Source organism: Azospirillum sp. (assembly GCF_035627195.1).
Lineage (GTDB): Bacteria > Pseudomonadota > Alphaproteobacteria > Azospirillales > Azospirillaceae > Azospirillum.
Genome location: NZ_DASPMG010000231.1, coordinates 1 through 13,757, shown reverse-complemented (window position 1 = coordinate 13,757; position 13,757 = coordinate 1). Strand labels below are relative to the sequence as shown.

The 13,757-nt window shown below is 70.9% G+C and carries 13 protein-coding genes; all 13 read left to right on the top strand.

The window, feature by feature from the left end; all coding sequences use genetic code 11:
• Positions 1-182: 182 nt before the first annotated feature.
• Entirely contained in the window at positions 183-749 is a 567-nt protein-coding gene (locus tag VED21_RS21055; protein WP_324885682.1) for a 3-isopropylmalate dehydratase, read from the top strand.
• The gene (locus VED21_RS21050) at positions 730-1,596 is read left to right on the top strand and encodes an isocitrate lyase/PEP mutase family protein (protein WP_414638253.1); all 867 of its coding nucleotides are present in this window, start codon (positions 730-732) and stop codon (positions 1,594-1,596) included. Before VED21_RS21055 ends, VED21_RS21050 begins: the two co-directional genes overlap by 20 nt.
• Before the next feature lie 30 nt (positions 1,597-1,626).
• The gene (locus VED21_RS21045) at positions 1,627-2,754 is read left to right on the top strand and encodes an ABC transporter substrate-binding protein (protein WP_324885680.1); all 1,128 of its coding nucleotides are present in this window, start codon (positions 1,627-1,629) and stop codon (positions 2,752-2,754) included.
• 203 nt (positions 2,755-2,957) lie between these two features.
• Positions 2,958-3,836, top strand: coding sequence for a branched-chain amino acid ABC transporter permease (locus VED21_RS21040; RefSeq protein ID WP_324885678.1), 879 nt, complete (start codon positions 2,958-2,960; stop codon positions 3,834-3,836).
• The gene (locus VED21_RS21035; RefSeq protein WP_324885677.1) at positions 3,833-4,822 is read left to right on the top strand and encodes a branched-chain amino acid ABC transporter permease; all 990 of its coding nucleotides are present in this window, start codon (positions 3,833-3,835) and stop codon (positions 4,820-4,822) included. The genes VED21_RS21040 and VED21_RS21035 overlap by 4 nt, the downstream gene beginning before the upstream one ends.
• On the top strand, positions 4,819-5,595 hold the full coding sequence (locus tag VED21_RS21030; RefSeq protein WP_324885675.1) for an ABC transporter ATP-binding protein: 777 nt from the start codon (positions 4,819-4,821) through the stop codon (positions 5,593-5,595). The genes VED21_RS21035 and VED21_RS21030 overlap by 4 nt, the downstream gene beginning before the upstream one ends.
• Positions 5,588-6,295 (top strand): ABC transporter ATP-binding protein, encoded by a 708-nt coding sequence (locus VED21_RS21025; protein ID WP_324885673.1) that lies wholly within the window; start codon positions 5,588-5,590, stop codon positions 6,293-6,295. Before VED21_RS21030 ends, VED21_RS21025 begins: the two co-directional genes overlap by 8 nt.
• Positions 6,296-6,299: 4 nt before the next feature.
• Complete coding sequence (locus VED21_RS21020) at positions 6,300-7,724, top strand: FAD-binding oxidoreductase (protein WP_324885671.1); 1,425 nt, start codon at positions 6,300-6,302, stop codon at positions 7,722-7,724.
• Between the two features lie 180 nt (positions 7,725-7,904).
• Positions 7,905-8,744 carry an AraC family transcriptional regulator gene (locus tag VED21_RS21015; RefSeq protein ID WP_324885669.1) on the top strand — a complete coding sequence of 280 codons (840 nt, stop codon included), beginning with the start codon at positions 7,905-7,907 and terminating at the stop codon, positions 8,742-8,744.
• A 171-nt stretch (positions 8,745-8,915) separates the two neighbouring features.
• A complete protein-coding gene (locus VED21_RS21010) occupies positions 8,916-11,075 on the top strand; it encodes a TonB-dependent siderophore receptor (protein ID WP_324885667.1) in 2,160 nt (719 codons plus the stop codon).
• Between the two features lie 7 nt (positions 11,076-11,082).
• A complete protein-coding gene (locus tag VED21_RS21005; RefSeq protein WP_324885665.1) occupies positions 11,083-11,862 on the top strand; it encodes an ABC transporter ATP-binding protein in 780 nt (259 codons plus the stop codon).
• A complete protein-coding gene (locus tag VED21_RS21000; RefSeq protein WP_324885663.1) occupies positions 11,859-12,737 on the top strand; it encodes an ABC transporter substrate-binding protein in 879 nt (292 codons plus the stop codon). The genes VED21_RS21005 and VED21_RS21000 overlap by 4 nt, the downstream gene beginning before the upstream one ends.
• The coding region (locus tag VED21_RS20995) for an iron chelate uptake ABC transporter family permease subunit (RefSeq protein ID WP_324885661.1) at positions 12,730-13,757 on the top strand (1,028 nt) is incomplete at its 3' end. The genes VED21_RS21000 and VED21_RS20995, both read left to right, overlap by 8 nt.

The following is a 13,757-nucleotide window of genomic DNA, read 5'->3' as shown; positions in this document are numbered from 1 at the left end:
TGCTTCGGGCGCATCGCCACGATGACGGCGGGGCAGCGCGCCGTCTCCACCGGCACGCTCAACGTGCGCGGCCGCATGGGCAGCCCGGATTCGGAGATCTACCTGTGCAACGCCGCCGTGGTCGCCGCCTCCGCCATCGAGGGCCGGATCGCCGATCCGCGCCCCTACCTGTGAGGCCCGCCATGGCGCTGAAGACCCTGCGCGGCCGCGTCGCCTTCATCTTCGACGAGGTCAACTTCGACGTCGACCAGATCATCGGCGTCAAGAACATCAAGATCACCGACGTGGAGGAACTGGCCAAGGTCGCCATGCAGTCCTACGACCCCGACTTCGCCGCCCAGGTGAAGCCCGGCGACCTGCTGGTGGGGGCGGAGAACTTCGGCTACGGCCACCCGCACTACCCGCCCATGAAGGCCATGCGGCACCTGGGCATCGCGGGCGTCATCGCCGAATCCTTCTCCCCCGGCTACTGGCGCGGCGAGGTCAGCATGGGTTTCCCGCAGGTGAGCTGCCCCGGGATCCTCGGCTTCGTGCGCCGCTGGGACGAGGTGGAGGTGGACTGGGCGGCCGGCGTCATCCGCAACCACACCCGGGGCACCGAAATCGCGTTCGAGCCGCTGCCGCAGGCCGACGCCGAGATGATCGAGGCCGGCGGCCTCGTCCCCTACCTGAAGCGGCAAGCCGCCGCCCAAACCGAACACAAGCACACCGAACATGAGGGAGTAGCCGATGTCCATCCGGGGAGTTGAGTTCCGCAACCGCGTGCTCGCCCAGAAGACGGTGTGGTCGGCCGGCGCCTACGACGCGCTGTCGGCCAAGTACATCGAGGCGGCGGGCTTCGACGCGGTGATGACCTCCGGGTTCGGGGTGTCCGCCTCCTTCCTGGGGCAGCCGGACGCCGAGCTGTACACCATGTCGGAGAACCTGACCGTGGTGCGCAACGTCACCGGCGCCGTGACCATCCCGGTGATCGCCGACATCGACACCGGCTACGGCAACGCCATCAACGTCATGCGCACGATCCGCGAGTTCGAGGCGGCCGGCGTGTCGGCGGTGATCATGGAGGATCAGGTGGCCCCCAAGCGCTGCCCGATCTGCGTGGGCGGGGTGGAGGTGATCCCGCTGGAGGAAGGGGTAGCCAAGATCCAGGCCGCCGTCGCCGCGCGGCGCGACCCCAACATGCTGATCATCGCCCGCACCGACGTGGTGGACGGGGCGGCGGCCATGGAGCGCGGGCGCGCCTACGTCGCCGCCGGGGCCGACATGATCCAGCCGATCAGCAAGTGCTTCAACTCCATCGACGGCCTGCGCGCGATGCGCGAGGCGTGCGGCGTGCCGCTGTCGCTCCAGCTCCTGGGCTGGCTGGAGCGCGACCTGTCGCCGGCCGAGGTGGCGTCGGTGGCGGGCATGGCGACCTACGCGCTGGTCCCGCTGATGACCGTGGCGGCGGCGCTGAAAGAGAACCTGACGGCCTTGGCGCAGCGGCATTCCACGAAGGATCTGCCGCGCCCGGTGACAGACCACAACAGCTTCATCGACTTCATCGGCTTCCCCCAGATCGAGGAGCTGCAGAAGCGGTACCTGAAGAGCGCCTGACGCAACAACGAATACGAACAGGAGGAAACCATGCTCGGTAGGCGGGATCTCATCGCGGCGGCGGCGGCGCTGGCGCTGCTCTCTCCCCTCGGCGTCGCGCAGGCGCAGCAGCCGCCGGTGCGCATCGCCCTCATCGGCCCGATGAGCGGCACCGGCGCGTTCGAGGGCCAGCTCGGCCTGGAGGGCGCCCAGGCCATGGCGGCCATGATCAACGCCAAGGGCGGCGTGGCCGGCGGCCGCAAGATCGAGCTGATCAACTACGACGACAAGGGCTCGCCCGAGGACGGCGTCAGCGCCGCCAAGCGCGCTATCGAGCAGGACAATGTCGACCTCATCGTCGGCGGCTGGTTCAGCGCCGTGGCGCTGTCCATGAAGGAAGTCACGCGGGACAAGATCATCACCGTGATGACCAGTTCCCAGCACCCCAAGGTGACCGAGGAAGGGCACAAGTACCTGTTCCGCCTGAACGCCACCTCGGCGATGATGTCGGAGTTCTACTCCAAGGCCATCTGCAACGTCATCAAGCCGAAGTCGGTCGCCTTCATCAACGTCAACGACGACTGGGGGCGGCTGGAGCTGGAGAACTACACCAAGCTGCTGGGTGCCTGCGGGATCGAGGTGAAGGGCCACGAGTTCTACAACCGCACCGACACGGACTTCACCACGGCGCTGACCAAGCTAAAGTCGCTGAACCCGGACGCGATCTACGTGGCGGCCATCAACACCTCGCAGGGTGCCACCATCTACCGCCAGATCCGCCAGACCGGCTACCGCGGCAAGGTGATCGCGTCGGCCGGCAACATGAACCCGAAGCTGGTGGAGCTGTCCGGCAACTCGCTGGAGAACGTCTACTCCGCCTCGCCCTTCACCGCCGACAACGGCCAGCCCTCCATGGCCCCGTGGCTGGCGGAGTACAAGAAGAGCTTCAAGAACGAGCCGTCGTTCCTGGCGGCACTCGGCGCCCAGGCGGTCGAGGTTCTGGCGGCCGGCGTGAACGCCGCGGGCGATCCGCGCGCCTACGACAAGATCGCCGCGCACCTGAAGGCGCAGGAGATCCCGACCGTGCTGGGCAACGTCCGCTTCTCCGACAAGGGACAGGCGACGCAGCCCATCCACCTCGTGCAGGTCAAGAACAAGGAAATCGTCAGCGTCCGCTGACGCGGCTCCAAAAAGCCCCTCTCCCTTGAGGGGGCGACGCCGAAGGGCGTCGCGGTTGGGGTGAGGGTGGTTACGGGCGGCAGCCCGGACAAAGACTCTCTTCCCGCCTTCCGGCGGTAACGACCCCTCATCCCAACCCTTCTCCCTCAAGGGGAGAAGGGCTTTCAGGACGCCCCGTCCCGACACGGAAGGCTTGAACCTCCATGGATCTCACCGTCTTCGCCCAGCAAATCGCGAACGGCCTGGTCAACGGCATGGCCTATGTGCTCATCGCCACCGGCCTGACGCTGGTCTTCGGGGTCCTGCGCATCGTGAACTTCGCCCATGGCGAGTTCTACATGCTGGGCGCCTACCTGACGTACTTCGTCGGCACGCTCGCCGGGGTCGACTACATCACGGCGGTGGCGATCGCCGCGGTGCTGGTAGCCGGGCTGGGCATCGCCGCCAACAAGCTGATCTTCTGGCCGCTGCGGCGCGATCACGAGTTCACCATCCTGCTGTCCAGCCTGGGCCTCGCCCTGCTCGTCGCCAACGGGGGCGAACTGCTGTTCGGTGCCGATCCCAAGTACGTCTCCAGCCCCTTCGCGGACGAGATCGTCGACATCGGCACCGTCACCCTGACGCAGCAGCGCGCCCTGATCTTCATCGCGGCGGTGCTGGCGCTGGTGGCGGTCTACCTGTTCATCCAGTACTCGCGCTTCGGCAAGATGATGCGGGCGACGGCGCAAAACCCCGACGGCGCGGCGCTGACCGGCATCAACATCGGGCTCGTGCACACCTACACCTTCGCGCTCGCCTGCGGGCTGGCGGCGCTGTCGGGCGCGCTGGTCGGACCGACGGTGATGATCTTCCCCACCATCGGCAACTGGGCCGTGCTGAAGGGCTTCATCGTCGTGATCATGGGGGGCCTGGGCAGCATCCAGGGCGCGCTGTTCGCCGGGCTGCTGCTGGGCGTCATCGAATCGCTGGGCGGCGGCTACATCTCGCTCGGCTTCATGGAGGCGATCGGCTACGCGATGATCATCGCGGTCCTGCTGTGGCGCCCCAGCGGCCTGTTCAGCACGGCACGGGGGCTTCGATGAACAACCAGATCGTCACGCTGGGCGCCGTCCTGGCGCTCGGCACCCTGCCCTTCCTGGCCGGCAACGCCTACCTGGAACACCTGCTGGTGCTGTGGATGCTCTACGCGCTGCTGGCGCTCAGCCTCAACATCATCATCGGCTACCTGGGGGAGCTGTCGTTCGGCCACGCCGCCTTCGTCGGCGTCGGCGCCTACGCCTCGGCCATCGTGTCGACGCAGCTGGGCGTGCCGCCGCTGCTGGGCCTGCCGCTGGCGGCGGCGGCGGCGGCGCTGTTCGGGCTGGTGATCGGCTACGCGGCGTTGCGCGTGGTGGGGCCGCAGTTCGCCATCCTCACGCTGGGCTTCGGCTCGATCCTCTACACGGTCACCAACCACTGGGTGGACCTGACGCGCGGGCCGATGGGCATCTCCAACATCCCGCCGCTGTCGCTGGGCCCGGTCACCTTCACGGGTGCGCGGGAGACGTACTACCTGGTCTTCGCCCTCGTCCTGGCCGTCGCCTACCTCTGCCACGCGCTGGTCACCAGCCGCACCGGGCGCGCCTTCATCGCCGTGCGGGAGAACGCGCCGCTCGCCGCCTCGCTGGGCATCGACGTGTTCCGCACCAAGCTGCTGGGCTTCGTCGCGGCCACCGCCATCGCCGGCGTCGGCGGCGCCATCTACGCCCACTACATCAAGGTCATCACGCCGGACGTAATGGGCGTGCACAACGTGGCGGCGCTGATCATCATCGTCATCATCGGCGGGCGCGGCACCATCGTCGGGCCGATCCTGGGCGCCCTGGTCTACATCGGCCTCCTGGAATCGCTGCGCGTCGCCGGGCCGCTGCGCATGGTGATCTTCGCCGCACTCCTGACCGGCACCGTCGTCTTCCTTCCCGGCGGCCTCGTCAGCCTGTGGCACCGCTGGCGCGGGGGCCCGCGCGCCGCCTCCGACGCCACGGCCCCCGCCGGATCCCTGCCCACCGCCGAGGGAGGTGCGAAATGACCGGCGATATCCTGGCGGTGACCGGCCTGACCAAGATCTTCGGCGGCCTCACCGCAGTGCGCAACGTGGACATGACCGTGCGGGCGGGCGAGGTGGTCGGGCTGATCGGCCCCAACGGGGCGGGCAAGACGACGCTGTTCAACATGCTGGGCGGCTCCTTCCCGCCGTCGTCGGGCAGCATCCGCTTCGACGGGGTGGATTGCACGGGGGCGCCGTCGCACGCGATGGGACAGCGCGGCGTCTCCCGCACCTTCCAGATCACCAGCCTGTTCCCCAGCTTGAGCGTGCTCGACAACGTGCGCAGCGCCGCCTACCGCACCACGCGGGCTGGCTGGGGCGCCGCCGTCTTCCGCACCCCCGCCTACCGGCGGGAGGAGGAGGAGGTGCGCCGCCGGGCGCACGAGACGCTGGCCTTCTGCGACCTGGACCACCGCGCCGAGGTGCTGGCCGACGCGCTGTCCTACGGCGAGCAGCGCCGGCTGGAGATCGCCATCGCGCTGGCCGCGCAGCCGCGCCTGCTGCTGCTGGACGAGCCGGCCGCCGGCATGAACCCCGAGGAGGGGCAGCGGCTGGTGGAGATGATCCGGCGCATCCGGGCACGCGGCGTCACCGTGCTGCTGGTCGAGCACCACATGCGCGTGGTCGCCAGCGTGTGCGACCGCATCCTGGTGCTGGACCACGGCGTGAAGATCGCGGAGGGCGCCCCGGCCCAGGTCCTCAACGACCCCGAGGTGATCCGCGTGTATCTGGGACGGGAGCAGGTCGATGCTTAAGGTCGAGAACCTCAGCGTGCGCTACGGCCACCGCGAGGCGGTGCACGACGTGTCGCTGAGCGTGGAGGAGGGGGAGATCGTCACCCTCGTCGGCTCCAACGGGGCGGGCAAGACGACGACGCTGAAGGCCATTTCCGGCCTGCTGCGCGCCACCGGCGGCACCATCACCTTCGAGGGCACTCGGATCGACCGCCTCTCCCCGCACCAGGTGATCGAGCGCGGCCTCGTCCAGGTGCCGGAGGGGCGGCTGCTGTTCCCCGAGATGACGGTGCTGGAGCACCTGGAACTGGGCGCCCTGCGCGGCCGCCCCGGCGGCCTGGGCTTCGCCGAGCGGCTGCGCTGGGTGTACGATCTGTTCCCCGTGCTGGAGGAGCGGCGCACGCAGAAGGCCGGCACCATGAGCGGCGGCCAGCAGCAGATGGTCGCCATCGCCCGCGGCCTGATGGCCAACCCGAAGTGCCTGATGCTGGACGAACCCTCCCTGGGCCTCGCCCCCATCATGGTCGACACGCTGGCCGACACCATCAAGAGCCTGCACGCCGGCGGCATCACCATCCTGCTGGTCGAACAGCGGGTCGATCTGGCGCTGCGGCTGGCCGACCGCGCCTACGTGCTGGAGACCGGCCGCGTGGTGATGCAGGAGGCGGCGCACACGCTCCTCGCCGACCCGCGCATCAAGACCGCCTATCTGGGACTGTAAACGAATGCCGGACATCCTCCGGGATCTGGAAAGCATCGTCGGCGCGGCGCACGTGCTGCGCGGCGCGGCGGACACCGAGCCGTTCGTCGCCGACTGGCGCGGGCGTTACCGCGGCGCGGCGCTGTGCGTCGTCCGCCCGGCCGGCACGGCGGAGGTCGCGGCGATCGTGCGCCTGTGCGCCGAACGCCGCGTGCCGCTGGTGCCGCAGGGCGGCAACACCGGCGTGTGCGGCGCCGCCATCCCCGACGCCTCGGGCGGGGCGGTGGTGCTGAGCCTGGCCCGGATGAACCGCATCCGCGGCCTCGACGCGCACGACGACGCGATCACCGTGGACGCCGGCTGCACGCTGGCCCAGGTGCAGCGCGCCGCCGGGGACGCCGGCCGCCTGTTCCCCATGAGCCTGGGCAGCGAGGGCACCTGCCAGATCGGCGGCAACATCGCCACGAACGCCGGCGGCACCGCCGTGCTGCGCTACGGCACCATGCGCGAGCTGGTCCTGGGGCTGGAGGTCGTGCTGCCGAACGGGGAGGTGCTGGACGGGCTGCGCCCCTTGCGCAAGGACAACACCGGCTACGCGCTGAAGCACCTGTTCATCGGCGCGGAGGGCACGCTGGGCGTCATCACCGGCGCGGTCCTGAAGCTGTTCCCGAATCCGAAGTCATCCGCCACCGCGCTGCTGGCCCTGCCGGCGCTCGACAACGCGCTGGAGGTGTTCGCGCGCCTGCGCGCCGATCTGGGGGACCGCGTCACCACGGCGGAGATCCTGTCGGAAGGCCAGCTGGCCGGCGTGCTGGCTCACGTGCCGGACACGGTGCGGCCGCTGGAGACGCGTACCCCCTGGTATTTGCTGGTGGAGGTCACCGACACGCTGCCCGACACCGACCTGGGCGCCAACCTGGGCGCGGCGCTGGAGGACGCGCTGGCCGGCGCGTTGGAGGCCGGCACCGTCGCCGACGCCACCGTCGCCCGCAGCGGCGCCCAGGCGGCGGCGCTGTGGAAGCTGCGCCACAGCGTGTCGGAGGCGAACCGCAAGAGCGGCGTCGTGATCGGCCACGACACCGCCGTGCCCATCTCCCGCATCCCGGAGTTCGTGGCGCGCGCCACGGCGGCGGTGGAGGCGCTGCGGCCGGACGCGCGGGTGGTGGCGGTCGGGCACATCGGCGACGGCAACGTCCACCTCGTGGTCATCCTGCCCGAAAGCCTGCGCGCGTCGGGCGAACCGCTGGAGCCCATCGCGCACGCCGTCAACGGCGTGGTGCACGACTTGGCCGTGTCGCTGGGCGGCACCATCAGCGCCGAGCACGGCATCGGCCAGAGCATCCGCGCCCAGCTCGCCGCCTTCAAGGGGCCGGTGGAGATGGAACTGATGCGCGGGATCAAGCGCCTGTTCGACCCGCACGGCATCATGAACCCCGGCAAGGTGCTCTGACCCGCACCGGCGCGGTCCAGTTGCGACTTGTTATCAATCGCAACATGCCGTATACCCACGGATGCCGCCGACGTCACCGCTCCGGCGGTGTTTCGCACCAGCTGTGCGTTGGACCCGCGCGTGGGAAGGCACCGGATGGCGTTTCATCCCAGAATGCAAAGCACGATCGAGGGGATCACCGTGATCGGCGATCTCCGGTGGCGCGCCTGGACCGGCGTGATCGCCGACGTGTGGAACGTCGCGTGCGAGCACGGGGCGCGCGGCGAGTACATCTCGCAGGCGCCGCGTCTGGTCGTGGTGCTGGATCAGGTCGGCGACGGCGGCATCCACGTCACGGCGTCGCCGAACCAGGGAGGGGCCGTCCGTTCCATCGGCCGGCAATCGATGAGCTACGTCCCGGCCGGCGTGCGGGTGTGGTCGCGGGTGGAGAACCTGCGGCGGCTCACGCACCTCGACCTGCATTTCGACCTGACGGCGCTCGAAGCGCGCCTGCCGGACGAGCTGGACCGCGATGCCGTCGAGACGCCGCGCCTGACCTTCTCCGACGAGCGCCTGTTCGGGCTGGCCCGGCTGATCGCCGCGGAATGCGTGGAGCCCGGCGGCTTCCATGACCTTTACGGGGACAGCCTGATCTCCGCGATGATGGTCGGGCTGCTGCGCATCGCGCCGAAGGCGGACCGCAAGCGCGGCCAGCTGCCGCCGCGCCAGCTGAAGCGCGCCATCGACTACATCGAGGACAACTGCGGGCGGAACATCCGGCTGCAGGAACTGGCCGAGTTGACCGGCCTGTCGCAGTCCTACTTCTGCTCGGCCTTCAAGGCGTCCACCGGCATGCCGCCGCACAAGTGGCAGATGCGCGCCCGCATCGACCGCGCCAAGGCGCTGCTGTCCAGGCCGGACACGACCCCGGCCGAGGCGGCCGCGGCCGCCGGATTCGCCGACCAGGCGCACCTGACGCGCGTCTTCCGGCAAGTGGTCGGCACCACGCCGGCGGCGTGGCAGCGCAGCCGGGCGGCGTGACGGGGATGCGCAAGAACGTCCAAAGATCGTCCAATCCACCGCAAGGCGGTTCAATATTGCCCGTTGCGCCCATGGTAATACCCCGGTCCTGACCAGCGCATGCCGAATGCATCCGCCACCACCGGATGCTGGAGAAAAGAGCGCGGCGACAATCAAAGGGCTGGGGGTACGATGTATATTCCGCGCAACGTGTTGGCGTCTTTCCTTCTGGGCACCACGGCGGCGGCGACCGCGCTGTGGCCGGCGGTTTCGCATGCACAGGACCAGAGCAGGCCGATCGTGCTGGACCAGCTTACGGTCGGCGGCTCGGGCGAGACGGGCACCGGCCCGGTGGGCGGCCCGGTGGGCGGCTACGTCGCCCGGCGCACCACGGCCGGGTCCAAGGCCGATACGCCGGTCGAGGCGGTGCCCCAGTCCGTCTCGGTGATCGGGCGCGAGGAGATGGACGACCGCGGCGCGCAGAAGGCTGACGAGGTGCTGCGCTACACCGCCGGTGTCTACGCCCAGCCCTTCGGCCCGGACGCCGACACCAACTGGCTGTTCATCCGCGGCTTCCAGGCGACGCAGACCGGCGTCTACCAGGACGGGCTGCAGCTCTACGGCTTCGGGTTCGGCGGCATGTTCGTCGACAGCTTCGGCCTGGAGCGGATCGAGGTGCTGCGCGGCGCGTCGTCGGTGCTGTACGGCGGCAGCAACCCCGGCGGCCTCGTCAACTACGTCAGCAAGCGGCCGGACGGCACGCGCCTGCGCACCGTGGAGACCGGCATCGACGACGCCGGGCAGGCGAACCTCGGCTTCGACATCGGCGACAGGTTCAACGATACGCTGGCCTACCGCCTGTCCGGCCGCATCGCCGGCGGCGACGGCTATTCCGACCACGAGGACGGCTTCCGCGGCACCATCTCGCCCAGCTTCACCTGGTCGCCCAACGGCCGCACCAGCGTGACCGTGCTGGGCAACTACACCGACATCGACAAGACGCACAACGGCGGCGCCTTCCTGCCCTATGTCGGCACCGTGGTGGACGCCCCGTTCGGCAAGATCGACCGCGACGCCAACTTCACCGAACCGGGCATCGACACCTACCGCCGCCGCCAGGGCTCCATCGGGTACGAGGTCTCGCACAGCTTCGACAACGACCTGACGGTGCGCCAGAACGCCCGCTACGGCTACGCCAAGGTGCACGAGGTCTCGCTCTATCCCTTCGGCTACGCCGGCTTCTCGCCACGGCCGACCGACCCGACCAACCAGCTCGCGCGCATCAATTTCGAGCACGAGACGGAGGTGCACACCTTCCAGGTCGACAACCAGCTCCAGGCCAAGCTGCGCACGGGGCCAGTGGAGCACACGGCGCTGGTCGGCATCGACTACCGCTACTTCACCATGGATCAGGTGCAGGCCACCGGGCCGGCCACCACGATCAGCGCCACCAACCCGATCTACGGCGCCGTTCAGGGGGCACGCACGCCGCCCTACATCGACCAGACGCTGACCATGCACCAGCTTGGCTTCTACGCGCAGGACCAGCTGCGCTTCGGCCAGGGCTGGCTGGTCACGCTGAACGGCCGTTACGACCGCGCGTCGACCAAGGCGAAGGGCCTGCCGTCCTACGAGGGGACGGAGGGCCAGTTCAGCGGCCGTGCCGGCCTCGCGTACGAGTTCTCCAACGGCCTGACGCCCTACGCCAGCGCGTCGACCTTCTTCAACCCGGTGCTCGGCTCCTCCCCCGTCAGCGGGGTGTTCAAGCCGGAGACGGGCACGCAGTACGAGGTGGGCCTGAAGTACCGGCCGGCCTGGATGGACGGGCTGTTCACCGTGGCGCTGTTCGACCTGACGCGGCAGAACGTGGTCACCGGCCCCTTCCTGGCGGAGACGCAGATCGGCGAGGTCAACTCCCGCGGCGTCGAGTTCGAGGCCAAGGCCAACGTCACGCCCAACTTGAAGGCCACCGCGTCCTTCACCCTGTTCGACCTGGAGATCACCAAGGACGCGGACCCGAACCTGATCGGCAAGACGCCCTTCATCGTACCGGAGCGGCAGGCCTCGCTGTCCCTCGACTACACGTTCAGGGGCAACGCGCTGGACGGCGTGGTGCTGGGGGGCGGCGTGCGCCACGTCGGCTCCTCCTGGGCGGACAACGAGAACACGCTGAAGGTCCCGGCCGCCACGGTGTTCGACGCGCGCGTCGGCTATAAAAAGGACAACTGGGGCATCGACCTGACCGTCGCCAACCTGTTCGACAAGGCCTACGTGGCGAGCTGCCAGACCCAGTTCTCCTGCGGCTACGCCGAGGGCCGGACGGCGCGGCTGAAGGCCCACCTGACGTGGTGACGGCGTGATGCAGCCGGCGTTGTACGAGGTGGAGGGCGTGGACTTCGCCGCCGGCGGGCGGCGGATTGTCTCCGGCCTGTCGTTCCGGCTGGAGCCGGGGCGGATCCACGGCCTCGTGGGGCCCAACGGATCGGGCAAGAGCACGCTGATCCGCATGCTCGCCCGCCAGCACGCCCCCAGCGCCGGCCGCATCCGCGTCCTGGGGCAGGACCTCGCGCACTTCGGCGAGCGGGACTTCGCGCGCGCCGTCGCCTACATGCCGCAGTTCACCCCGGCGGCGGAGGGGCTGACGGTGCGCGAGCTGGTGTCGCTCGGCCGCTTCCCCTGGCACGGCGCGCTGGGCCGCTTCGGGGCGGAGGACGCCGCCAAGGTGGCCGGCGCGCTGGCCGACACCGGGCTCGACCCGCTGGCCGACCGTCTGGTGGACAGCCTGTCGGGCGGCGAGCGGCAGCGCGCGTGGCTGGCCATGATGATCGCGCAGGACGCCCGCTGCCTGCTGCTGGACGAGCCGACCTCGGCGCTGGACATCGCGCATCAGGTGGAGATGCTGGGGCTGGTGCGCACGCTGAGCCGCGCGCGCGGCCTCGGCGCCGTCGTCGTACTGCACGACATCAACATGGCCGCGCGCGTCTGCGACGACATCTTGGCGCTGCGGGGCGGCACCCTGATCGCGCAGGGACCGCCAGAGGCGATCATGACCGGGGAGGTGCTGGCCGGCATCTACGGCATCGCCATGGGCACCCTGCCGCACCCGGCGACCGGCCAGCCCATCGGGTACGTGCGATGACCGCACCGCTGACACGGCGCCGGGCGCTGGGGCTCGCCGCCGGGCTTCTGCTGGTGCCGGCGCCCGTCCGTGCCGGGGAGCGGCGCCTTGCCGCCATCGACTGGGCGGCGCTGGAAACGGCGCTGCTGCTGGGCGTCATCCCCGTGGCCGCGACGGAGCTTCTGCAATTCCGCCAGATCGCCGTGGAGCCGGAGGTGCCGGCCGGCGTCGCCGACATCGGCTTGCGCGGCACGCCGAACTACGAGGCGCTGCGGCTGGCGGCACCGGACCTGATCCTCTCCTCCAACTTCTACGAACGCCAGCGCGGCGCGCTGGAACGCATCGCGCCGGTGCTGCCGCTGACGGTGTACGAGCCGGGCGTGCCGCCCTACGCCCGCGCCGCCGAGGCTACGCTGGCCCTCGGCCGCGCGCTCGGCCGCGAGGCCGAGGCGCGCGCCGCCGTGGCGCGCGCCGACGCCGCCATCGCCGGCTTCCGGGACACCCTGCGCGCCGTGCCGCGCCGGCCGGTGTTCGTGGTCAGCGTCGGCGACGCCCGCCACGTCCGCGCCTTCGGCGCCGACGGCATGTTCGGCGACGTGCTCGGCCGGCTGGGGTTCGGGAACGCCTGGACGGCCGCCACCAGCTACGCCGCCGCCGCCCCTTTGGGCATCGAGGCGCTGGCGCGGGTGCCCGACGCATCCCTGCTGATCGTCGAGCCGGTACCGGCCGAGGCGCGCCGCGTGCTGGCCGACAGCGCGCTGTGGAAGGCGCTGCCCATGGTGCGCGCGGGGCGCGTGGCGCATCTGGCGCCGGTCAACCACTTCGGCGCCCTGCCGGCGGCGGTGCGCTTCGCCCGGCTTGCCGCCGCGGCGCTGGGTGGAGGCACGCATGGTTGAGCGCGCGGTGCGCACGCGGCCCGCCCTGCTGTGGGGCGGGCTGGCGCTGCTGGCCGCCGCCCTGTCGGCGGCGCGCATCGCCGCACCGCCGCCCGCCGCGACCATGCCGGACCTCGACGCCATCATCCTGTGGCACGGCGTGGTGCCGCGCATGGCGGTGGCGCTGGTCGCCGGGGCGGCGCTGGGGCTGGCCGGGCTGCTGTTGCAGCGCGTGCTGCGCAACCCGCTGGCGGAGCCCTCGACGCTGGGCGTGTCGGCCGGGGCGCAGCTGGCCATGACGGTGGCGGCGCTGCACGCGCCGGCCCTGATGGAGGGGATGCGGGAGGGCGTGGCGCTGGCCGGCGGGGTGGCGGCCGTGGCTCTGATCCTGGCGCTGACGTGGCGGCGCGGGCTGGAGCCGGTGGCGGTGGTGCTGGCCGGCATGATGGTGGCGCTGACCGCCACCACGGCCAGCGCCGCGCTGATCCTGGCCAACGGCGAGTACATGTTCTCCCTGTTCATCTGGGGCGGCGGATCGCTGGCGCAGCAGAGCTGGGGGCCGACGCTGGCCATCGCTTCGCGCCTCGTGCTGGGCGTCGGGGCGGCGGTGCTGCTGACGCGGCCCCTGGCCATCCTGGCGCTCGACGACGCCAGCGCGCGCAGTCTGGGGGTGGCGCTGCACGCCACGCGCTTCGCCGTGCTGGGCGTGGCCGTCTGGCTGGCCGCCACGGTGACGGCGGAGGTCGGCGTGATCGGCTTCGTCGGGCTGGCGGCACCCGCCCTGGCGAATCTGAGCGGGGCACGAACGCAGCGCGCCCGGCTGATCGCCGCGCCGCTGATCGGCGCGCTGCTGCTGTGGCTCACCGACGGGCTGGTGCAGCTGCTGGCCGGGGCCGGGGGGGAGCGGGTGCCGACCGGGGCGGCCACCGCGCTGCTGGGCGGGCCGCTGCTGCTGTGGCTGCTGCCGCGCGTGCGCATGTTCGAATGGCCGTCGCTGAACGCCCGGCCGGCGGCCGTGCGCCGCGCCGCGCGGCCGGCCCG